The 20,714-nt window shown below is 61.4% G+C and carries 21 protein-coding genes; 5 read left to right on the top strand and 16 right to left on the bottom strand.

The window, feature by feature from the left end:
* Positions 1-80 precede the first annotated feature (80 nt).
* Together B9N88_RS08040 and B9N88_RS08035 are read right to left on the bottom strand one after the other, a co-directional pair.
* Positions 81-3,143: an efflux RND transporter permease subunit gene (locus B9N88_RS08040; protein ID WP_027604498.1), complete on the bottom strand. Its 3,063-nt coding sequence runs from the start codon at positions 3,141-3,143 to the stop codon at positions 81-83.
* 6 nt (positions 3,144-3,149) lie between these two features.
* Positions 3,150-4,250, bottom strand: a complete 1,101-nt coding sequence (locus tag B9N88_RS08035) for an efflux RND transporter periplasmic adaptor subunit (protein ID WP_027604499.1) — start codon at positions 4,248-4,250, stop codon at positions 3,150-3,152.
* A 93-nt stretch (positions 4,251-4,343) separates the two neighbouring features.
* On the opposite strand from B9N88_RS08035, the gene B9N88_RS08030 reads away from it, so the two are divergent.
* Entirely contained in the window at positions 4,344-4,997 is a 654-nt protein-coding gene (locus B9N88_RS08030) for a TetR/AcrR family transcriptional regulator (RefSeq protein ID WP_027604500.1), read from the top strand.
* A 44-nt stretch (positions 4,998-5,041) separates the two neighbouring features.
* Here B9N88_RS08030 and B9N88_RS08025 read toward each other — a convergent pair whose 3' ends face one another.
* A complete protein-coding gene (locus B9N88_RS08025) occupies positions 5,042-5,824 on the bottom strand; it encodes a class I SAM-dependent methyltransferase (protein ID WP_027604501.1) in 783 nt (260 codons plus the stop codon).
* A 96-nt stretch (positions 5,825-5,920) separates the two neighbouring features.
* Between B9N88_RS08025 and B9N88_RS08020 the strand changes: the two genes are divergently transcribed.
* Positions 5,921-6,541, top strand: coding sequence for a hypothetical protein (locus B9N88_RS08020; RefSeq protein WP_027604502.1), 621 nt, complete (start codon positions 5,921-5,923; stop codon positions 6,539-6,541).
* Here B9N88_RS08020 and B9N88_RS08015 read toward each other — a convergent pair.
* From B9N88_RS08015 to ppc, 7 genes are all read right to left on the bottom strand, one after another.
* A complete protein-coding gene (locus B9N88_RS08015) occupies positions 6,538-7,236 on the bottom strand; it encodes an extensin-like domain-containing protein (protein WP_027604503.1) in 699 nt (232 codons plus the stop codon). The genes B9N88_RS08020 and B9N88_RS08015 overlap by 4 nt on opposite strands.
* A gap of 3 nt (positions 7,237-7,239) precedes the next feature.
* Positions 7,240-8,067, bottom strand: a complete 828-nt coding sequence (locus B9N88_RS08010) for an isocitrate lyase/PEP mutase family protein (RefSeq protein WP_027604504.1) — start codon at positions 8,065-8,067, stop codon at positions 7,240-7,242.
* A 27-nt stretch (positions 8,068-8,094) separates the two neighbouring features.
* Positions 8,095-8,955 (bottom strand): DUF72 domain-containing protein, encoded by an 861-nt coding sequence (locus B9N88_RS08005; protein WP_027604505.1) that lies wholly within the window; start codon positions 8,953-8,955, stop codon positions 8,095-8,097.
* The gene (locus tag B9N88_RS08000; RefSeq protein WP_027604506.1) at positions 8,955-9,245 is read right to left on the bottom strand and encodes a hypothetical protein; all 291 of its coding nucleotides are present in this window, start codon (positions 9,243-9,245) and stop codon (positions 8,955-8,957) included. The genes B9N88_RS08005 and B9N88_RS08000 overlap by 1 nt, the downstream gene beginning before the upstream one ends.
* 160 nt (positions 9,246-9,405) lie before the next feature.
* On the bottom strand, positions 9,406-10,092 hold the full coding sequence (gene tsaB / locus B9N88_RS07995; protein WP_027604507.1) for a tRNA (adenosine(37)-N6)-threonylcarbamoyltransferase complex dimerization subunit type 1 TsaB: 687 nt from the start codon (positions 10,090-10,092) through the stop codon (positions 9,406-9,408).
* A gap of 89 nt (positions 10,093-10,181) precedes the next feature.
* A complete protein-coding gene (gene adk, locus B9N88_RS07990; protein ID WP_010212617.1) occupies positions 10,182-10,829 on the bottom strand; it encodes an adenylate kinase in 648 nt (215 codons plus the stop codon).
* 299 nt (positions 10,830-11,128) lie between these two features.
* The gene (ppc, locus tag B9N88_RS07985; protein WP_027604508.1) at positions 11,129-13,774 is read right to left on the bottom strand and encodes a phosphoenolpyruvate carboxylase; all 2,646 of its coding nucleotides are present in this window, start codon (positions 13,772-13,774) and stop codon (positions 11,129-11,131) included.
* A gap of 184 nt (positions 13,775-13,958) precedes the next feature.
* Here ppc and B9N88_RS07980 point away from each other — a divergent pair, with 184 nt between their 5' ends.
* From B9N88_RS07980 to B9N88_RS07970, 3 genes are all read left to right on the top strand, one after another.
* Positions 13,959-14,303 carry a hypothetical protein gene (locus B9N88_RS07980; RefSeq protein ID WP_027604509.1) on the top strand — a complete coding sequence of 115 codons (345 nt, stop codon included), beginning with the start codon at positions 13,959-13,961 and terminating at the stop codon, positions 14,301-14,303.
* Between the two features lie 282 nt (positions 14,304-14,585).
* Positions 14,586-15,011 (top strand): DUF4398 domain-containing protein, encoded by a 426-nt coding sequence (locus tag B9N88_RS07975; protein ID WP_027604510.1) that lies wholly within the window; start codon positions 14,586-14,588, stop codon positions 15,009-15,011.
* A 55-nt stretch (positions 15,012-15,066) separates the two neighbouring features.
* Positions 15,067-15,852 carry a lipotoxin F family OmpA-related protein LptF gene (locus B9N88_RS07970; RefSeq protein WP_027604511.1) on the top strand — a complete coding sequence of 262 codons (786 nt, stop codon included), beginning with the start codon at positions 15,067-15,069 and terminating at the stop codon, positions 15,850-15,852.
* A gap of 438 nt (positions 15,853-16,290) precedes the next feature.
* Here B9N88_RS07970 and B9N88_RS07965 read toward each other — a convergent pair whose 3' ends face one another.
* The 6 genes from B9N88_RS07965 to B9N88_RS07940 all read right to left on the bottom strand — a co-directional run bounded on the left by B9N88_RS07965 (position 16,291) and on the right by B9N88_RS07940 (position 20,625).
* Complete coding sequence (locus tag B9N88_RS07965; RefSeq protein WP_043293396.1) at positions 16,291-16,620, bottom strand: hypothetical protein; 330 nt, start codon at positions 16,618-16,620, stop codon at positions 16,291-16,293.
* 169 nt (positions 16,621-16,789) lie between these two features.
* The gene (locus tag B9N88_RS07960; protein WP_003172217.1) at positions 16,790-17,116 is read right to left on the bottom strand and encodes a hypothetical protein; all 327 of its coding nucleotides are present in this window, start codon (positions 17,114-17,116) and stop codon (positions 16,790-16,792) included.
* Positions 17,113-18,018: an alpha/beta hydrolase gene (locus tag B9N88_RS07955; RefSeq protein ID WP_027604512.1), complete on the bottom strand. Its 906-nt coding sequence runs from the start codon at positions 18,016-18,018 to the stop codon at positions 17,113-17,115. Before B9N88_RS07955 ends, B9N88_RS07960 begins: the two co-directional genes overlap by 4 nt.
* A 27-nt stretch (positions 18,019-18,045) precedes the next feature.
* The gene (locus B9N88_RS07950) at positions 18,046-19,323 is read right to left on the bottom strand and encodes a flavohemoglobin expression-modulating QEGLA motif protein (protein WP_027604513.1); all 1,278 of its coding nucleotides are present in this window, start codon (positions 19,321-19,323) and stop codon (positions 18,046-18,048) included.
* A gap of 21 nt (positions 19,324-19,344) precedes the next feature.
* Positions 19,345-19,893, bottom strand: a complete 549-nt coding sequence (locus B9N88_RS07945; RefSeq protein ID WP_027604514.1) for a hypothetical protein — start codon at positions 19,891-19,893, stop codon at positions 19,345-19,347.
* A gap of 15 nt (positions 19,894-19,908) precedes the next feature.
* Positions 19,909-20,625 carry a TetR/AcrR family transcriptional regulator gene (locus tag B9N88_RS07940; protein ID WP_027604515.1) on the bottom strand — a complete coding sequence of 239 codons (717 nt, stop codon included), beginning with the start codon at positions 20,623-20,625 and terminating at the stop codon, positions 19,909-19,911.
* Between the last annotated feature and the right edge of the window lie 89 nt (positions 20,626-20,714).

Raw genomic sequence — 20,714 nt, 5'->3', positions numbered from 1 at the left:
GTCTCTAAGTGGCAGGAATGCAGGAAGCGTTCCCGGCTCCTGCCACCCGTTTCGACACTCAAATATTGGCCCTTACCCCTCTATGCCGCCTTCCGAACCTTGAACCACGCCGCGTAGAGCGCCGGCAAGAACAACAGGGTCAACGCCGTCGCCACGATCAAGCCGCCCATGATCGCCACTGCCATCGGCCCGAAGAACACGCTGCGTGACAGCGGGATCATCGCCAGCACCGCCGCCAGGGCGGTCAGCACAATCGGGCGGAAACGCCGTACGGTGGCTTCGATAATTGCCTGCCACGGCGCCAGGCCGGCCCTGATGTCCTGTTCGATCTGGTCCACCAGGATCACCGAGTTGCGCATGATCATCCCAGACAACGCGATGGTCCCGAGCATGGCCACGAAGCCGAAGGGCTGGCGGAACACCAGCAGGAACAGCGTCACGCCAATCAGGCCCAACGGCGCGGTCAGAAACACCATCGCCGTGCGTGAGAAGCTGCGCAGTTGCAGCATCAGCAAGGTCAGCACCACCACGATAAACAGCGGCACGCCGGCCTTCACCGAGTTCTGCCCGCGGGCGGAGTCTTCGACGGTGCCACCGACTTCCAGCAGGTAGCCATCCGGCAGTTCGGCGCGTACACCTTCAAGGGTTGGCAGGATTTGCTGGACCAACGTAGCCGGCTGTTCCTTGCCGTAGATATCGGCGCGCACCGTCACCGTCGGCAAGCGGTTGCGGTGCCAGATAATGCCCTCTTCAAAGCCGTATTCGAGGGTGGCGATCTGCGACAGGGCCACGCTTTTACCGTTGTCGGTCGGTACCGCCAGGCTGGGCAGCAGCGACAACTCGGTGCGCTCGTGGACGGTGCCGCGCAGGAGAATTTCGATCAACTCGTTGTCCTCCCGGTATTGACTGACGCTGGACCCGGTCAGTGAGCTTTGCAGGAATTTCGACAGGTTGGCGGTACTGACGCCGAGGGCGCGGGCGCGGTCCTGGTCGATATTGAGGTAGACGATCTTGCTCGGCTCTTCCCAGTCCAGGTGCACATTGACCACATGGGTATTTTCGCGAACCTTGGCCGCGACTTTCCGCGCAAGGGCGCGGACTTCCTCGATGTGTTCGCCGGTTACGCGAAACTGCACCGGGTAGCCCACGGGCGGGCCGTTTTCCAGGCGGGTGACACGGGAGCGCAGGTCGGGGAATTGTTCGTTGAGGGTTTCGATCAGCCAGGTGCGCAGGCTCTCGCGGCCCTCGATGGTCTTAGCCAACACCACGAACTGCGCAAAACTGGCCGCTGGCAGTTGCTGGTCCAGGGGCAGGTAGAAACGCGGCGAACCGGTGCCGACGTAGGCCACATAGTTATCAATGCCGGCGTGTTCCTTGAGCAAGGCTTCCAGGCGCTTGACCTGGTCGGCGGTGTTGCTCAGGGAAGCGCCTTCAGCCAATTTCAGGTCGACCATCAGCTCCAGGCGGCCTGAGGCCGGGAAGAACTGTTGCGGCACAAAACGAAACAACGCCACCGAGCCGATAAACAGCAGCAACGTCAGGACAATCACGGTTTTGCGCCGACTCACGCACCACTCCACCAAACGTCTTACACGTTGGTAGAACGGCGTGCCGTAGGGATCCGGGCCATCGGTGCCATGTTTGGCCGCGTGAATCTTCGCCAGGTCCGGCAGGAGTTTTTCCCCCAGGTACGGCACAAACACCACGGCGGCGATCCATGAGGCGAGCAACGCGATCGTCACCACCTGGAAGATCGAGCGCGTGTATTCCCCTGTGCTCGACTGCGCGGTGGCAATCGGCAGGAAGCCGGCCGCCGTGATCAGCGTACCGGTGAGCATCGGGAAGGCGGTGCTGGTCCAGGCAAAACTGGCCGCCTTGAGCCGGTCGTAGCCCTGCTCCATTTTGATTGCCATCATTTCCACGGCAATGATCGCATCATCCACCAGCAACCCCAGGGCCAGCACCAACGCACCGAGGGAAATCTTGTGCAGGCCGATGCCGAGGTAATACATCGTGGCAAAGGTCATCGCCAGCACCAGCGGAATCGCCAGGGCTACGACCATGCCAGTGCGTATGCCGAGGGAGAAGAAACTCACCAGCAAGACAATCGCCAATGCCTCGGCCAACACCTGCACGAATTCGCCGACACCGGTTTTCACCGCTGCCGGTTGGTCTGACACCTTGCGCAGCTCCATGCCCGCCGGAAGGTTCTTTTGCAAACGTGCGAACTCGCCTTCGAGGGCCTTGCCCAGCACCAGGATATCGCCACCGTCGCGCATGGCCACGGCCAGTCCGATAGCATCCGCCCCCATGTAACGCATGCGCGGCGCCGGTGGATCGTTGAAGCCGCGGTGAATATCGGCAACATCACCGATGCGGAAGGTTCGATCAGCGACACGAATAGGAAAGTCGCGGATTTCTTCCACCGTCTTGAAGTTGCCCGACACACGCAGTTGCACACGCTCGCTCGGGGTTTCAAAGAAGCCGGCAGTGGACACCGCGTTCTGCTCCTGCAACGCCTGCTGCACAGCGGCCAACGGCAGGCCAAGGGTGGCGAGCTTGAGGTTGGACAGCTCGATCCAGATCTTCTCATCCTGTAGGCCAAGTAACTCGACCTTGCCCACATCCGCCACCCGTTGCAGCTGAATCTGGATGCGGTCGGCGTAGTCCTTGAGCACGGCATAGTCGAAGCCGTCGCCGGTCAGGGCGTAGATATTGCCGAAGGTGGTACCGAACTCGTCGTTGAAAAACGGCCCCTGGATATCCGGCGGCAAGGTCTGCCGGATGTCGCTGATCTTCTTGCGCACCTGGTACCACAACTCAGGAATCTGCACAGAGTGCATGGAGTCGCGCGCAATGAAGGTGACGGTGGACTCACCCGGGCGAGAGAACGAGACAATGCGCTCGTATTCGCCGGTCTCCATCAGTTTTTTCTCGATACGCTCGGTGACCTGGCGCGAGACTTCCTGGGCCGTAGCGCCGGGCCAGTTGGTCTTGATCACCATGGCCTTGAAGGTGAACGGTGGATCTTCGCTTTGCCCCAGCTTCGTGTAGGACAAGGTGCCGACCACAGCCAGCAGGATCATCAGGAACAGTACGATCTGGCGGTTACGCAACGCCCATTCGGAAAGATTGAAAGCCATTGGGGACTACTCCTTGGCCGCCAGGTTCACTATACGGTTGGAGCCATCCACCGCGCGCACTTGCTGGCCCTCGTGGAGCACATGCACGCCGGCTGCGACCACCCAGTCGTTGGGGGTCAAGCCTTCCAGCACCGGTACGGTTTTTTCGCCAAAGGCGCCGATGCGTACCGGCGTGCGCTTGAGGGTGTTGTCCGGCTGTACACGCCAGACGTAGGACGCACCGTTCTCCGCACTCAGGGCAGACAGCGGTACCGACAGCGGAACAACGCCGTCGGCCTGTATGAATACGCGAGCGCTTTGCCCCAGTTCCGCCGGGACTTTGCCGCCGGTGAAGGCAACGCGAGCGGCGAAGGTGCGCGATTTTGGATCAGCCGCAGGCGACAGTTCACGGATGCGCCCGGTGAAACGCTGGCCCGGCTGGCTCCACAATTCCACCGCGACCGGTTGACCGATCTTGAAGCGACCAAACCCTTGTTCGGGCAGGCTGATAAGCACTTCGCGCTCGCCATCGGTGGCCAGGGTGAACACGGTCTGGCCAGCGGAGACCACTTGGCCGACTTCCACCGCGCGCTTGGCCACGACGCCATCCTGGGGGGCGCGCAATACGGCGTAACCGGCCTGGTTACTGGCCACGTCGAACTCGGCCTTGATCTGCTTGAGGCGCGCTTCGCCGGAACGGTAAAGGTTTTCGGAATTGTCGTACTGGGAACGGCTGACCATCTGACGGTCCATCAGGGTCTTGTAGCGATCACGCTCAGCGCGCACCAGGCGCAGGTTGGCCTCAGCAGCGGCGACCTGGGCACGGGCGGCCTCCAGTTGCAGGCGCACATCCTGAGGGTCAAGTTCCGCCAGCGCCTGGTTGGTCTTGACCCGCTCGCCCTCCTCCACCAGACGCTTGCTGACTTTGCCACCGATGCGAAAGGCCAGGTCCGGCTCATAGCGCGCGCATACCTCACCGGGGTAGCTGTCCGTCGACTGCGCCGAGGGTTGCGGCTGCACCACCATGGCCGGGCGGACGATGGTCTGGACCGCTTCTTCATGGCCGCAGGCGGCTAACAGGAAGACCAGGCAGACAGGCAACGCAAAGGGCAGGACAGTACTGCGCATGCTGAAGGACCTTTCGCAAATGGAGCTAGGAATAATTATACTGGCCGGTATGTTATTAATACCAAACTCGCCAGTCCAGTATTAAAGGTGAAAATGTCCGACAATCGTGTAAGCACCAATAGCCCCGGGCGTCCCAAGGACATGGCAAAACGCCAGGCAATCCTCTCGGCAGCAAAAACCCTGTTCTTGAGCAATGGCTACGCCAGCACCAGCATGGATGCCGTGGCCCTTGAGGCCGGCGTGTCGAAACTGACCGTCTACAGCCACTTCACCGACAAAGAAACCTTGTTCACCGCCGCCGTGGTGGCCAAGTGCGAGGAACAGTTGCCGGTGATGTACTTCGAACTGCCCGAAGGCATGCCGGTGGAAACGGTATTGTTGAATATCGCGCGGGGGTTCCATCGGCTGATCAACAGTGAAGAGTCGGTAAACCTGCATCGCCTGATGATGACCACCGGCAATCAGGACGTGAAACTCTCACAGATCTTCTTCGAAGCCGGGCCCATGCGCATGCTCCAGGGCATGGAGCGCCTGCTCGGCAAGATCGACCAGAGCGGCGCGCTGAGCATCGACAGACCGCTTACGGCAGCCGAGCACTTCTTCTGCCTGCTCAAGGGCACCGCGAACTTCTGCCTGCTGTATGGCTGCGGCGGGCAACTGAGTGAGGAAGCCGCCGAAGCCCATGTGCAGGAGGTGGTGGGGTTGTTTATGCGGGCCTATAGGAGAGATGCGGCTGCAAGTGGTTAGCTGCAAGCAGCAAGTGAAAAGCGCTTTTGCTTGCAGCTTGTGGCTTAAGACTTGAGCGCTTTCTTGGGATAAATGTCATACCGGCTGGACTTGCCATCCAGCGCATGGCTCGGCTTGGGCCCCTCGATGCAGGGCGCCTTGCGCGGGCGCTTGACCACCACACGGTGGCTGGCCAGGGCCAGGGCGGCGGCCAGCAACGCCGGTGCGTCCGGATCATCCCCCACCAGCGGCCGGAACAGGCGCATTTCTTTCTTCACCAGGGCGGTTTTCTCACGGTGAGGGAACATCGGATCGAGGTAGATCACCTGGGGCGGCTCCCCTTGCCAATTGAGCATCACGTCAATGGAGTTGCCCTTGAGCAGCTTCATGCGCGCCACGATGGGCGCCACGTCGAAATCCTCCGCGCCGCGTGCCAGGCCATCTTCGAGCAGGGCGCCAATCAGCGGTTGGCGCTCGATCAGGCTCATCTCGCAGCCCAGGCTGGCCAGCACGAACGCGTCCTTGCCCAGACCGGCCGTGGCGTCCAGCACACGGGGACGCACGCCTTGGGCAATGCCCACGGCCTTGGCGATCATCTGTCCGCTGCCGCCGCCATACAGCCGACGGTGAGCCGCGCCGCCTTCGACGAAGTCCACCCGCACCGGCCCCGGCGCGTCGGGACCAAGCTGTTGCAGTTGCAGGCCATGCTCACCTACCTGCAGGGAAAAATCCGCCTCCGTAAGCTGTAAAGGCAAGCCGAGCTGTTCAGCCCACTGCTCGGCCCGGGCCTGGAAACCTTCGCCCAAGGCCTCGACCTGGATGCGGCTGGCCGCTGGTTGTTCGCTCATCAATCGCTACGCTCAAAAATATTAAGGATCGGCAAACAACGGCCGATAAAAACAACAGTCAGGTATTTTGCCAGAGCTGAGCGTCGACCGAGAAAAATGTCAGACATTCTCCCCCTAACCATCGGTGTACTGCCGACCCATAACCACTACGGCCTGCGCAATACTCAAGCGCTGGCCGGGGTGAGCCATGTGTGGCAGGACTTCTTCGCCCGGGCGCTGGCCGAGCAGCTCGGTGAAACGCCGGACGCGCTCGCCGCCAAGGCGCAGGCACCGGCGGACCCGGCGGTAGAGCCCAGCGCCGGTGCCGACCTGTTGTCGCAGATCCTCACCCAGCGTGAGTGCGACGTCAAAGACACCGAGATTGCGCCACCTGAGCCACTGTTCCTGCCCATCGCCGAATTCGAAACCGCATTGCTGCCACCGGCCGCCGAGCCGTTCCCACAGGATGAAATCGTCGCGCAGCAGCGCCAGCAGAATTTCGAAAGCGCTTGGGTTCGCCCCATCGTCCTGACGGCCGGCCAGCCACTGCCTGAGCCCGGCCCGGCGCCGGAACCACGCCCTCTGCACTTGCCGATTGCCGAGTTCGAACTGGACCTGTTGCCACCACCGGCCACGCCTTACCCGACCGAAGAATTGCTGGCGCAACAGAAGGCGCTGGACTTCGACTACCACTGGGCACGCCCGCTGATCACCCACAACCTGCGCCTGGCGGCCTAGCGACAGACCCACCAACGCCCCATGTCCAGATGGAAATGGTTGCGGTGAGCGGCGTTGTAGTCCGGGCTCAACACCACATTGAAGTCATCACAGGCGCCATCGCGCACCTGGCGCAGGAACCGCGCGCTGTCGCCCTCCCCGGACCAATCCTTGAGCACGCTGATACTGCGCCCATCCGCCAGGCGAAACCCGGCGATATCCAAGGCATTGGCCGACGCATGCTGGCTGAGCCGCCCTTCGGCACGGTTATACATGTTGCGACAGGCAAAGCTGCCCAGGTGATCGACCCGCGTCACCGCCTGGCCGAACACCGCCTGGGCCGCCGGCTGCAGGCTGTGACGCTCGAACAGGGCGAACGCCACGGCCAACGGGCAACTGGCGAGAAAGCTGCTGCTCAATGCCACGTCTGCCCCCTGCACGCGCAAGGTATTGCGCAGCGGACAGGCAGCGTCGGCGGGCGTGTCAGCCTGATGGCTGACACGCAAACCAGAGGTTTTCAGCACTTGGTCGCACAGCACAGGGTCATCCTGCAGGCGCCCCAGCTTGTAGCGAGTCAACAGGTTAGGGCTGGACCTCACGTCCAGCGGCGACCAGGGGTTCCATTCTGCCGGCAACGGCAGCCAGCCACGCCATACACCCACGGCAAATGCGCCGCCGAGCACCAGCAGAGCACCCAGCAGTTTGAAAAAACGCACGGCTCAGTCCTTGAAGAACTGATTGGCCTGGCTGAAGGGCATCGAGCGCTCGGTAAAGCTGAAGGTGCCCAGCTCATAGACTTCCTGGGCCGCTCGGTAGAACTCACCATAGGCCGCCAGTGCCATGGCCGAGCCCACGCTGATGCGCTTTACCCCCATCGCACTCAATTGCGCCACGCTGAGTTTCAGGCCGCCGGACATCAACACGTTCACCGGCTTTGGCGCCACGGCCTTGACCACCGCCAGCACGTCCTCGGCACTGCGCAGGCCCGGCGCATAAAGCACGTCGGCGCCGGCTTCGGCGTAGGCCTGCAAGCGGCGAATAGTGTCGGGCAGATCCAGGCGACCATGCAGGAGGTTTTCCGCGCGGGCCGTCAGTGTGAAGGGGAATGGCAAGCTGCGGGCAGCGGCGACGGCGGCTTCCACGCGTTCTACGGAAAGGTCGAAGGGATAGATCGGGTCGACGGCAACGCCGGTGGCATCTTCGATAGAGCCCCCCACGATACCGCTGGCCGCCGCCCGCAGGATGGTCTCGGCACAGCCATCAGGGGTATCGCTAAAGCCGTTTTCCAGGTCGGCCGCCGCCGGCAGCGCGGTGGCCTTGGCAATCATGCTGGCATTGCCCAAGGTGTCTTCCAGGGACAACGCCCCTTCCGCGTCCGGGCGTCCCAGGCTGAACGCATAACCCGCACTGGTCGTGGCCAGGGCTTCAAAGCCAAGGCTGGCGAGCATCACCGCAGAGCCGGCGTCCCACGGGTTAGGCATCACGAAGGCACGGTCGCGCTCATGCAGGGCCTTGAAGGTTTCGGCGCGAAGGGTTTGGGCATCCATGACTGACTCCTGGCGGGAAAAGGAGCCCTAGAGTAACCCCAGTTGCTCGGCTTCGGGTTCCCGATGCAAGGTCGGCAGCGCCGGCAGGCCGGGCAGGCGCGCCATCAGCTGCGCGTGAAAACGCAGGGCCAGTTGCGCGGCAAGGCGATTATCCGAGGTGTGCAGGAACACGTAGGGTGTGCGGCCTTCTTCGATCCAACCCGCGACTTTTTCCACCCACGGCACCAGGAACGGGTCATTGGCCTCAAGCTCCGGATGGCCGATAAAACGCACTTGGGGAAACCGGGTCAGCGCGGCCGGACGGGGCGGCACCTTGGGCTTTTTCGATTGTGCGTGCAGTACCGCCGCCGAAGTCGACGTGCAACTGAACAACGCACGCGGGTCGAGGCAGATGCGCTCGACACCGCGATCACGCAACAAACGGTTGAGCATGCGCTCGGCATCGCCCTTGGCGAAGAACTCAGGGTGGCGTACTTCCACCGCCATCGGGCGTTCCAGGCCATCGATAAAACCGGCCAGTTCAGCCAGGCGTTGCGGCGAAAAACTCGCCGACAGTTGCAGCCACAGCGGCGAAACACGTTCACCGAGCGGGCTCATCAAACCGACAAAACTTTCCGCCGCCGGCAATTGCTCGCGCAAGTCGCCACCGTGACTGATGTCACCGGGGAATTTGGCAGTGAAGCGAAAATCGTCGGGCATGATGTCGGCCCAGCGCTGCACGGTAGCGGCCGAGGGGCGAGCGTAGAACGTGGTATTGCCTTCAACGGCGTTGAAGACCTGGGAATAAAGGGCAAGGTAATCGCCGGAGCGGGCGTCGGCTGGGTACAGGTACTCGCGCCAGGCGTTTTCACTCCAGGACGGGCAGCCGAGGTAGTAAGGCAGGCGCATCAGATGTGGATGTCGAGACCCAGCACTTCCATATCCCATTCGACAAATCCGGCGGTGGTCAGGTAGCTGGCCAGGGCGGTGGCAACGCTTTTGCTCATGGAGCGCGGGAAGACCATGTCTTGCTGACGGGCGGGAACGCCGCTGATGCGGGCTTGTGAACTGGCCTGCGCATCGGATTGGACCTCAATGAAGTCCGGCGAATCCTCGACGGAGTCGTCCACCGTGGCGTTTGCCCTACGCGGCTTGCGCTTGATCGGGTACGACTGTGAGGAAAATCCATCTATACGCATAGGCGCGAACTCGCTATCAGTAATGGCATTTTGGCAGCACTGTCCGTCGCGCGCAAATGCTCTGGTGATAACTAGAACACATAATTTGAAAAAGGTTTAAAAACCCGGGCAAATTCTGACGATTGGCGACTTTTGCCTCAAATTGCCATCATTTTTGGCGTCAAATAATCCCTCTTTCCGCCTTGGTCTGCGCGACCTTATCGCGCAGGTAAACCGGTGCGGCCTGATCCGCAGGAATCGCCTCGCCACGTTCGAACGCGAAGCGCGCCAGGGTCAGCAGATCTTCGGCGTGAGGCAACAGGGTGGCGTCCTGGCCAGCGGGTTGAACACCGATGCGCTCGCCATACCCCCAGCCGGTACCGGCGCCGAACCAGTCACCGCTGGCATCGTCGGGCAATACCGCCGATTCCGGTGGCTGTACCGCTTCCACGCCGACAAGGCGCATTTCGCCAGCCGTTTCGCGGTAGCAAGCCCAATACACTTCGTCCATACGCGCATCGATCGCGGCCGCCACCTGCCGCGCGCCCTGTTCGCGCAAGGCACGCTGGGCCAGTACGGCAAGGTTGGAGACCGGCAGCACCGGGCATTCCAACGCAAAGGCCAGGCCCTGGACCACGCCAATGGCGATACGCACCCCGGTGAACGCCCCCGGGCCACGGCCGAAGGCGATGGCATCCACGGCCGACAGGGTGGTGCCCGCGTCTTCAAGCAGCTGCTTGATCATCGGCAACAGCTTCTGCGCGTGCAGGCGCGGGATCACCTCGTAGTGGCTTGTGACCTTGCCATCGTGCAGCAAGGCAACGGAGCAAGCTTCAGTCGCGGTGTCCAGGGCCAGCAGGGTGCTCATCGGTGTGGGTGTCCAAGTCGAAAAAAAGTGCGCCAGTATAAACAACAACGGCCCGCAAGCGGGCCGTTGTCTATCAAGCCGATAAAGGATCAGCTCAGTGCTTGCAGGACCTTGGCGGTGATGGCTTCCACCGAGCCGACGCCAGGGATATGGCTGTACTTCGGCTTGCCCTGGGCTGCGGACAGCTTCTGGTAGAAATCCACCAGCGGCTTGGTCTGGGAATGGTAGACCGACAGGCGATGACGCACGGTTTCTTCGGTGTCGTCCTTACGCTGCACCAGGTCTTCACCGGTGACATCGTCCTTGCCTTCAACTTTAGGCGGGTTGTAGACGGTGTGGTACACGCGGCCGGAGGCTTCGTGGACGCGACGACCGGCGATACGCTGGACGATTTCTTCATCTTCAACCGCGATTTCCACCACCGCGTCCAGCTCGACGCCGGCTTTCACCAGGGCTTCGGCCTGGGGAATGGTGCGTGGGAAACCGTCGAACAGGAAGCCGTTCTTGCAGTCTTCCTGGCTGATGCGTTCCTTGACCAGGTTGATGATCAGGTCATCGGAGACCAGGCCGCCGCTGTCCATCACGCTCTTGGCGATCAGGCCCAGCTCGGTGCCGGCCTTGACGGCAGCGCGCAGCATGTCGCCGGTGGAGATTTGTGGAATGCCGAATTTTTCAGTGATGAACTTTGCCTGAGTACCTTTACCGGCCCCGGGAGCTCCCAGCAGAATGACGCGCATCGATGTGCTCCTCAATTTTTTATAGAGATGACGCTCGGATTCGCCGCGTGGGGCCAATCTCGTAAAAATAATATAGGGCTCATGAAACTATGGGCCCAGGCCGCCCAAACGGCCAAAGGCTGATCAAGATACACAGCGGGCCCTAACCACACAAGCCGCCAAAAGTCGCAGGAACCCGCGCCACGCGTACGTCATAGGTAGGGTGTGCCTGAGTGCAACCCGCGCTGTAAACGCCGACCACCCCTTTCGGGGCGGCCGTCGTGGTTTCTGCGCAAGCCTTTGAGAACACGCAAAAAACCTCAGCCGGTGTTGCGCAGGCCGGCGGCAATACCGGCCACGGACACCAGCAGCGCCTGTTCCAGAGGGCTGTCCTGCGCGGCTTCCTGGCGACGCGAGCGCGCCAGCAACTCGGCCTGCAACAGGTGCAAGGGATCGAGGTAGGTGTTGCGCAGGCGGATAAACTCCAGGGTGTCAGGGCTATGGGCCAGCAGTTGCGACTGGCCGGTCAGGCCAAGCACCACGTCGCAGGCCTGCGACAATAGGTCGCGTAAGTGCGCCCCCAATGGCAACAGGTCCGGCTGCACCAGGCGCTCGTCATACAGGCGCGCAATATCGGCATCGGCCTTGGCCAGGACCATTTCCAGCATATCGATGCGGGTGCGGAAGAACGGCCACTGTTCGCGCATCTGTCCCAGCAGTTCACCTTCGCCGCGCTCCAGGGCCTTGCTCAACGCGGCCTCCCAACCCAGCCAGGCCGGCAGCATCAGGCGAGTCTGGGTCCAACCGAAGATCCACGGAATGGCGCGCAGGCTTTCTATACCACCGGCGCGGCGCTTGGCCGGGCGACTGCCCAGAGGTAGCCGGCCCAGCTCCTGCTCCGGGGTGGACTGACGAAAATACTCGACGAATTGCGGATTTTCCCGCACCACCGCGCGATAAGCGCTGACGCCGTCGGCCGCCAATTCATCCATCAAATGGCGCCACGCCGGCTCCGGTGGCGGCGGTGGCAGCAATGTCGCTTCCAACACGGCGGCCAGATAGAGATTGAGGTTCTGTTCAGCAATGTCCGGCAAGCCGAATTTGAAGCGAATCATCTCGCCTTGTTCGGTGGTACGGAAACGCCCCGCCACCGAACCCGGCGGTTGCGACAGGATCGCCGCGTGGGCCGGGCCGCCGCCACGTCCGACGGTGCCGCCACGGCCATGGAACAGCAGCAATTCCACCTGTTGCTCCCGACAGATATCCACCAGCCGCTCCTGGGCCCGGTACTGCGCCCAGGCGGCGGCGGTGGTGCCGGCGTCCTTGGCCGAGTCGGAGTAGCCGATCATCACTTCCTGCGGGCCCTGCAAGCGCGCCCGGTAGCCTGGCAGCAGCAACAGTTGTTCGATCACGGGACCGGCGTTATCCAGGTCGGCCAGGGTTTCGAACAGGGGCACCACGCGCATCGGCCGTTGGACGCCCGACTCTTTAAGCAGCAGTTGCACCGCCAATACGTCCGACGCGGCACCGGCCATGGAGATGACATACGAGCCTAACGATGCGGCAGGCGCGGCGGCCACTTCCTTGCAGGTATTGAGCACTTCGGCCGTATCGGCCGATGGCTTGAAATAGCCCGGCAACAGCGGTCGACGGTTGGCCAGCTCCTTCATCAGGAAGCTGATGCGCATGTCTTCGTTCCAGTCCTCGTAACGGCCCAGGCCCAGGTAATCGGTGATTTCGGTCATCGCCGCCGAATGACGACTGGAATCCTGGCGCACATCCAGGCGCACCAGGAACAGGCCAAAGGTGACGGCCCGGCGCAGGCAATCGAGCAACGGGCCGTCGGCGATCACGCCCATGCCGCACGCGTGCAGCGACTGGTAGCACAGCTCCAGTGGCTCGAGCAGGTCGCGGTTGTTCTGCAACACCTCGGCAGGCGCCGGCGTGCTGCTGCTCAACGCGGTATGGGCCCATTGGCGCGTGGCGCGCAGGCGTTCGCGCAGTTGCTTGAGCAGGGCACGATAGGGTTCGACGCTGTCGCCGACCTTGGCCTGCAACGCTGGGCTGGCCTGTTGCATCGACAGTTCGGAGGCCAGGTGGTCGATATCGCGCAGGTACAGGTCGGCCGCCATCCAGCGCGCCAGCAGCAACACCTCGCGGGTGACCGGCGCGGTGACATTCGGGTTGCCGTCACGGTCGCCGCCCATCCACGACGCAAAGCGGATCGGCGCGGCTTCCAGCGGCAAACGCAGGCCCGTCGCCGCGTGTAACGCCTGGTCGGCCTTGCGCAGGTAATTGGGGATGGCGTGCCACAACGAATGCTCGATCACCGCGAAGCCCCACTTGGCTTCATCCACCGGGGTGGGCCGGGTGCGGCGGATCTCTTCGGTGTGCCAGGCTTCGGCGATCAAGCGTTGCAGGCGCTGGCGGATCTGCTCGCGCTCAGCAGTGGTAAGGTCGCGGTGATCCTGCAGCGCCAGTTGCGCGGCGATGGCGTCGTATTTCTGGATCAGGGTGCGACGCGCCACTTCGGTGGGGTGGGCGGTGAGGACCAGTTCGATGTCCAGGCGTCCCAACTGGCGGGCCAGGGACTCATTGCTGTGGCCCTCGCCCTGCAGGCGCGCCAGCAACTCCGGCAATACGCGGGACTCGAACGGTGCCGGTTGCGACTCATCGCGCCGGTGAATCAACTGGTACTGCTCGGCGATATTGGCCAGGTTGAGGAACTGGTTGAAGGCCCGCGCCACCGGCAGCAGTTCGTCTTCCTGCAACTGATTGAGGCTGGCGCTCAGTTCATCACCCGCGGCTTTGTCCGGGGCGGCTCCGCGGCGGTCGGCCTTGGCGCCTTTGCGGATCTGTTCGATCTTGGCGAGAAAATCATCGCCGTACTGCTCTCGAATGGTGTTGCCCAACAGCTCACCCAGCAGGTGAACATCCTCACGCAAGCGTGCATCGATATCACTCATCAGCCAATCTCCAGCCAGAAATCCGGGACGCGCAGGTCTGTCAGAGTGCCGCCGGCATCGTTTTATGACAAGACTTTAAACCTTGTGACTTGCAGCTAGTCTCAAGTGTGAGCCGCCGCGTTTATCCACGCGCACGGCTGGTCACTCATCACCGCCCGCCACCGCAGGCTTTATTGAGGTTGCCATGAAAATTCGAGAACTGGCCCAGCATTGGGAAGAGAACGCCAAGGGTCGCCTGACCAAGACCGAGTACGCCATCCATCTGGATGTGGAGGCCGCTGCACGGCTGGCAGCCATCGCCGAGATGTACCCCAAGCGCCACACCGAAGAACTGCTCGGCGAGCTGATCGGCGCCGCCCTTGAGGAGCTGGAAGCCAGCTTTCCCTACATCAAGGGGCAACAGGTCATCGCCACCGATGAAGAGGGCGACCCGCTCTATGAGGACGTCGGGCCTACGCCGCGGTTCCTGACCTTGTCCCGTCGCTATCTGCATGATTTGTCTGCCAGTGCCGACGACCAAAAGCACTGACGGACTCGATTGACACCCATCTGAACCCCGTATTCCGGGCCTCTGTCGAGGCTCGGAGTACCCCTGCAAGTGGCAAAAGTTCCAATTTTTTACCCTGACCAATCAGTCAGATATTTTTTTAGGCAAATCGCCATCTCTTCTGAACTTTTGAAAAAAGCCTCCGGTCACAGCCAGTAAGCCATCACTTGGAACGGCCGTTTGAAAGGGCCTGTCGCGCTTTACCGCCGCGCCCCAAACCGTTCACCGACTGCGATGGATTTTGATGTTTTTAGGAGCTATCCAATGGAGTTGAAGACGATGAAGACCAGCACTGCCAAATCCACGTTTAACCACCTGCGCGGGCTTAAATTGGCCGCGCTGGCAATCGGCACCAGCTTCGTTTTGGCTGGCTGCGCCGGCAACCCGCCAACCGAGCAGTACGCGGTGACTCAGTCCGCGGTCAACAGCGCAGTGAGCGCCGGCGGCACCGAGTACGCAGCAGTTGAAATGAAATCGGCCCAGGACAAGCTCAAGCAAGCCGAAATCGCCATGCACGACAAGAATTATGACGAGGCGCGTCGCCTGGCCGAACAGGCTGAATGGGATGCTCGTGTTGCAGAGCGCAAGTCCCAGGCCGCCAAGGCCGAACAGGCTGTGAAGGATTCCCAGAAAGCTGTTCAGGAGCTGCGTCAGGAAGGTATGCGCCCGGCTGCTATCCAGCAGAAATAAAGCGCCGCGCCTGATTGCACTGCACCCGATATCGAATTGAAAGGACGACACGACTATGCGTAAACAATTGATGATCCCTGCCCTGCTGGCGATGAGCGTTGCCCTGGCGGCCTGCTCTACCCCGCCCAACGCGAACCTGGAAAACGCACGGACCAACTTCTCGTCCCTGCAAACCAACCCGCAAGCCACCAAGCTTGCCGCGCTGGAAACCAAGGACGCCAGCGATTGGCTGGACAAGGCTGACAAGGCCTACCGCGACAAGGAAGACCAGAAGAAAGTAGATCAACTGGCGTACCTGACCAACCAGCGCGTTGAAGTTGCCAAAGACACCATCGTGCTGCGCGAATCCGAAGCCAAGCTGAAAAACGCCGGCGACGAACGCGCCCGCGCCCTGCTCGAGGCCCGTGATGCGCAGATCAAGCAGTTGCAGGACAGCTTGAACGCCAAGCAAACCGAGCGCGGTACCCTGGTGACCTTTGGCGACGTGCTGTTTGCCACCAACAAGGCCGACCTGAAGTCCAGCGGCTTGGTCAACATCAATAAGCTGGCGCAGTTCCTTCAGGAAAACCCGGATCGCCAGGTGATCGTTGAAGGTTACACGGACAGCACAGGCAGCGATGCCTACAACCAGAGCCTGTCGGAGCGACGCGCCGCTTCGGTGCAGGTTGCGCTGATCAAGATGGGCGTTGACCCACGCCGCATCGTGACCACCGGCTATGGCAAGGAATACCCGGTTGCCGACAACGGCAGCGTCTCGGGCCGTGCCATGAACCGCCGCGTTGAAGTGACCATCTCCAACGATAACCAGCCGGTCAAGCCACGCTCGTCCGTCGCCAACTGATTGATTGATGCTGGATAAGAAAACCCACCTTATGGTGGGTTTTTTTTGGGCTCGCCGAATTGGACAGGACGGTTTGTGTCCTCCGCTGGCAGCTCAATCTTCGGGGCATGGGCATGTTTCGGCAAATGCTCCATCAGTTGCTTTTTCTGCTCCCGAGCCTGCTGCCGTTCCAGATCCTCATGGCACCTGACCATATCCCGCATGTTACGTAATGCAGGACTTTCAGGAGCTGCAGGATTCGCAGGAGTTGAAAAAATAGATATCGCCACTTTCTCGGCCCTGAACTGTGTAAGTTACACCGCTTTCTGTGGCGTCTTGCGCGATATGGTTCCAAATAAATCCCGCCCCCCCTGTGGGCATTGAGCGGGCCGTGGCTAACCTGACCCCGGATACACAAAAACCCGCCTATGGCAGGCGGGTTTTTCAACGGGTGGGCAATCAGGGGTTGATCGAGCCTCCCCCCTGATAGTCGGGTTGCGGAATCTGGCCATTGCCCTTGCCACCATCTTCGCTGCCACTGTTCCCCATTAAAGACTGCTGCAATTTTGCCAACTTTTCCTGCATCCTCTTCAGTTCCTCCTCCAGTTCCTCAAGACTAGCTCCGCCCCCGCTTCCATTCCCGCCCTGAGAGCCTTGTGACTTCATTTGGTCAATTCTGTTTTGTAGGCTATTAATATCCCCCTTGAGATCTTGCTCGGGACTACCGCTCCCGCCGGCGCCATAGCTGCCCGTATTCACTGGAGACTGTGTTCCGCTGATGTTTGCCATAAATGTCGACTCCACAATAACTAACGAAAAGGACCGATCAGTCACACCGATCAGTCCATAGTCTGTGGCGGGCAAATAGAGATGGTTCCGGCCTGGGAAGACTCGGACCTGCACCAAGGGACGAATCCCCAGGCTGAGTGGTGTTTTCCCACGGACTCGACGCGCTGGCTTACTGCTGCAGTTGCGGGGTTTCCTGGCCCATGCAACGCACCGCCTGTTTCTTATTATTGACCAATACACCACTCAAGCCTTTTTGTTCGGTATCGAACATGACCAGCACGCCATCGACGCACTGTGCCACTTGAGCGGCGGGGGTCAGGGAGATCTTGTAGTCCTCGCCCGGCACGGTCTTGAGCATGGTGAAGTCGCTGAGCAGCAACGCATCCTCAGGCTTGGCGAAGTGCAAATAGCCGTAGTACCACAGGCAGCCGACGGTGCCGATGATGGTGCCGATGCCGGTGAGGATCAGCGGGATCATGTTGCGTTCTTCGCTCATTGCGGGCTCTCTGATGGATCAACTTTAGGAATGGGGTAATTCGGAATCTCGCCCAGGCGGCGCAGGCCGTTGAAGTGCTGCGGGTCGTCCAGATAGCGCAGCATCACGGTTTGCCAAGTCTTGTCGGCAAAGGTCTGCACATGGCCGCCGCGGGTCAACTGCAATACCCGTGGCGGTGGCGCGGCCTGATACAGGCGGATACCGTTGGCCACGGGCACGATCGGGTCATCCAGACTGTGGAACAGCAATTTCGGCACGCCGGTCAGTTGCGGCATGGCGTTGATCGCGCTGTCGGCGTCAGGCACCAGCCAAGACAAGGGCACCTGGAAGGGCCATGTTAACCAGGAGGTGCTCAGGGCGAATTGTCCTACGTCACGATAACTGGCCGGCACGCCGTCCAGTACCAAGGCCTTGAGTTGGACTTGACGCTGCGGGTGTTCCGCCAGGTAATGCACCGCCAGCGCACCGCCGAGGCTTTGACCGAGGACGATCAACGGCTGGCCCTGGGTTTCGGGCGCCTGGTCGAGCCAGTTGAACGCCGCGTCCACATCCTGATAAATCGCCGGCAGTGAGGGCTTGCCTGCCGACAGCCCATAACCGCGATAGTCCAGCAGCAGTACCTGGTAGCCCTGCTCCGGCAACCACCAGCTGCCGCCCAGGTGCCAGGCCAGGTTACCGCCGTTGCCGTGCAGGTGCAGCACCGTCCCTTTGACGGGTACTCCGGCCTTGGCCGGCAGCCACCACGCGTGCAGCTTTACGCCGTCGGCGGTGGTGAGGGTGACATCGCGGTATTGCAAGTGCGCTTTTTCGGGCGTGAATGGCAGGCCGGGTTCGGGGTAGAACAGCAGGGAGCTGCAACCGTTCAATGTGAGTAGCAGGCACAGAATGCCGAGGATTCTCATCCGTTGAAGCCTCGTGAATAACAGCGTTTAAAGGATATTGGAGTAATCCGCCTCGATCCGGTCCAGGCTCAAGTGGTTGAGGAAGTTGGAGAAACACATCCACGCCGCCAGTGCATTCATGTCGCGGAACTGTTCAGGCAGGTACTTGGGCGGCACCACCAGGCCTTCGTCCACCAGTTGGCGCAAGGTGCGCATGTCTTCCAGGGTGGTCTTGCCGCAGAACAGCAGCGGCACTTGCTCCAGCTTGCCTTTGCGCACAGCCAGCTGGATGTAGTTGTAGACCATGATAAAGCCCTTGAGGTAGGACAGGTCCTTGGTAAACGGCAAGCCGTTCGGCACCGAGCCACGGAATACCCGGCTGGCGTTGCCATAGCTTTCGGCCATTTCAAAGCCTTGCTCGCGGAAGAACTCGAACACCTGCAGGAAGTCGGCACCCTCTTCCACCATGTGGATCGCCCGGGTGCGGTTGGTCAGCTTGCGCAAGCGGCTCGGGTAGGAGGCGAACGTAATGATCTCCATGAGGATCGCCAGGCCTTCCTGGGTCACGGTGGACGACGGCGGGCCCTTGGACAGGAAGGTGCAGATCGGCTGGTTCTGGCCGTTGAGCGTGGTACCGACATGCACCAGGCCTTCGTGGACTTCCAGCGCACGCACGTCGCGGTCGTTGAACATCGCGTCGGCGCGGATCTTGATGTAGTCGGCGCCCGCTGCGGCATCGGCAACGATGCCGTCGGACTCGAACACGCGGATGGTCTCTTCGGCTTCGCCAAATACCTTGTTCAGGCGGGTTTGCAGCAGGGCCACGGCGTCCTTGGCGGTCAGGGTCTTGGCTTCGTCCTTGAGGTCGCCACGGCCGTCGATATTGTTCAGGTAGTCGGAGAGCATCAGGCCCAGGTCAGCCAGGGTCGGGTCGCCGGCGTGGAAGGCGTCGGAAGCGGCGCCGTACAGCTCCTGGGAAATCAGGCCGAAGTCCTCGGTGCCGCGGGCTTCGAGCATGCGCACCACCATGCGGTATTCGCGGCACATGCGGCGCATGATCTGCCCCACCGGGCTGAACTGGCCGAGGCGGCGAGTGATGTCGCGTTCGATGTTCTGGAATTCCAGCTTTACCGCACTGGAGTCGAACGATAGCGGTCGGTTCAGGTAGTAGTCGCGATCCACGGCGGGCATGGCCTTGCCCTTGGCCTTGAGAAATCCCTGGCGAATGTTGTCGTCCCACTTCACAGCGTCGAGGACGCGAATCGGTGTTTGCGCCAGCACAATGCGATCGGACAAGCTGCGTATCGTCTGCTGGTAATCGTCCACCCGGTGCTTCCTCTCTAAACGTTATTTGTCCGCACGCTGGTAGCGCACGGCTTCAACGAACACATCGGCATTGGCCGGGTCATCCAGGTAGGCAAACACCTGGCTCATGGAACTGTCGACCCGTACGCCGGCGCCTTCGACGGTCTCCACGCTGCTGCCCTGCAGCACCTGTTGCCCGATGGCCTGGTGAATCTGTTCGAGGTCGAGGTTATAGACCACCAATTCGTGCTTATCGTCGAACTCGAACCCCGCCAGGAAGTAATGCCCTCCGAACCGGGCCGGCAACGGTGCCGACAGGTACCAGCGGTTGCCATGACGCGAAACGGTAAACAGGTACTCATCACGCTGGGCCGGCGTGGCTTTAGGGTAGCTCACTGCCTTGTAGCGGTGCTCACCGGCACGGCTGATGCGCAGATTGAGCGGTTCGCCCCAGGCATTCCTGCTGGTCCAATGGCCCAGCAACTCATCCGGCGCCGCCTCATGGGCGGGCAACGGGTCCTTGAACGTGACCAGGCAACCGCTGAGCAACAGGAACGACAAGGCGATTACCGCCACACGCCAGGTTTTCATTGGACTCCCCCGGTGTCAGACCGAGGCCAACACCAAATGCATGTAACGCTTGAGGATCTCAAGCATCTCTTCACCGGTCAGAGGCTCTGCGCCGCCCAGCAGGCCCTGATATTCCATCCGACTGATAATCGCCGTCAACACCTTGGCGTCCTGTTGCGGCTCGCGGGAGCCCAATACCTGGAAAAACTGTCCCGTGCCCTGCAACAGGATCTGCTGGTGGGACCGCACCAGCTCGGCCAGGCGCGGGTTGAGCAAGGCTTCCTGGCGAAAGGCCTGTTCGGCCATCAAATGTTCGCGGCGGTTGGTCAGTTGGCGCAGCACATAGTCGGCGGTCAGCCGCGCAATGTCATCGGCCAGTTGCGAGCGCGATTCCGGGCTGCCATCGCCATAGGCAACCATCTCACGCAGCAGGCCTTCGTTACGCACCCATAGCTTGCCCATGAAGGCGGCGCTGCGTTCAACATACTGGGCGAAGGTATCGGTGAGCAGGTCATCGATGTCCTTGAAGTAATAGGTAGTGGCTGACAACGGCACACCGGCCTCGGCCGCCACGGCCCGATGGCGCACGGCCCGCACGCCATCGCGCACCACGATGCGCATGGCTGCATCGAGAATGTCTTGCCTGCGTTGCTCGCTGCCCCGACGGCTGGCCTTACGGCCCTGGTACTGGACGCTTTCAGCCACGGCAGCGGCAATGCCGGCGGCACCTTCTTGAGCGGTTACGCGGTTCACGACACACATCCTTGAATAGATCAAAACCTGGCGCTGTTTGCTTGACGCTTAAAAACGCCACATAAAAAAGCCGCCTTATAAAAGGCGGC

It is taken from the genome of Pseudomonas sp. LAMO17WK12:I1 (assembly GCF_900177315.1).
Classification (GTDB): Bacteria; Pseudomonadota; Gammaproteobacteria; order Pseudomonadales; family Pseudomonadaceae; genus Aquipseudomonas; species Aquipseudomonas marginalis.
Note: the sequence above shows the minus strand (reverse complement) of the source record. Positions and strands in the feature narration are given on the sequence as shown.

Coding starts and splice junctions, on each gene's coding strand:
- B9N88_RS08040 (WP_027604498.1), bottom strand. CDS start 3,143: ATGGCTTTCAATCTTTCCGAATGGGCGTTGCGTAACCGCCAGATCGTA.
- B9N88_RS08035 (WP_027604499.1), bottom strand. CDS start 4,250: ATGCGCAGTACTGTCCTGCCCTTTGCGTTGCCTGTCTGCCTGGTCTTC.
- B9N88_RS08030 (WP_027604500.1), top strand. CDS start 4,344: ATGTCCGACAATCGTGTAAGCACCAATAGCCCCGGGCGTCCCAAGGAC.
- B9N88_RS08025 (WP_027604501.1), bottom strand. CDS start 5,824: ATGAGCGAACAACCAGCGGCCAGCCGCATCCAGGTCGAGGCCTTGGGC.
- B9N88_RS08020 (WP_027604502.1), top strand. CDS start 5,921: ATGTCAGACATTCTCCCCCTAACCATCGGTGTACTGCCGACCCATAAC.
- B9N88_RS08010 (WP_027604504.1), bottom strand. CDS start 8,067: ATGGATGCCCAAACCCTTCGCGCCGAAACCTTCAAGGCCCTGCATGAG.
- B9N88_RS08005 (WP_027604505.1), bottom strand. CDS start 8,955: ATGCGCCTGCCTTACTACCTCGGCTGCCCGTCCTGGAGTGAAAACGCC.
- B9N88_RS08000 (WP_027604506.1), bottom strand. CDS start 9,245: ATGCGTATAGATGGATTTTCCTCACAGTCGTACCCGATCAAGCGCAAG.
- tsaB (WP_027604507.1), bottom strand. CDS start 10,092: ATGAGCACCCTGCTGGCCCTGGACACCGCGACTGAAGCTTGCTCCGTT.
- adk (WP_010212617.1), bottom strand. CDS start 10,829: ATGCGCGTCATTCTGCTGGGAGCTCCCGGGGCCGGTAAAGGTACTCAG.
- ppc (WP_027604508.1), bottom strand. CDS start 13,774: ATGAGTGATATCGATGCACGCTTGCGTGAGGATGTTCACCTGCTGGGT.
- B9N88_RS07980 (WP_027604509.1), top strand. CDS start 13,959: ATGAAAATTCGAGAACTGGCCCAGCATTGGGAAGAGAACGCCAAGGGT.
- B9N88_RS07975 (WP_027604510.1), top strand. CDS start 14,586: ATGGAGTTGAAGACGATGAAGACCAGCACTGCCAAATCCACGTTTAAC.
- B9N88_RS07970 (WP_027604511.1), top strand. CDS start 15,067: ATGCGTAAACAATTGATGATCCCTGCCCTGCTGGCGATGAGCGTTGCC.
- B9N88_RS07965 (WP_043293396.1), bottom strand. CDS start 16,620: ATGGCAAACATCAGCGGAACACAGTCTCCAGTGAATACGGGCAGCTAT.
- B9N88_RS07960 (WP_003172217.1), bottom strand. CDS start 17,116: ATGAGCGAAGAACGCAACATGATCCCGCTGATCCTCACCGGCATCGGC.
- B9N88_RS07955 (WP_027604512.1), bottom strand. CDS start 18,018: ATGAGAATCCTCGGCATTCTGTGCCTGCTACTCACATTGAACGGTTGC.
- B9N88_RS07945 (WP_027604514.1), bottom strand. CDS start 19,893: ATGAAAACCTGGCGTGTGGCGGTAATCGCCTTGTCGTTCCTGTTGCTC.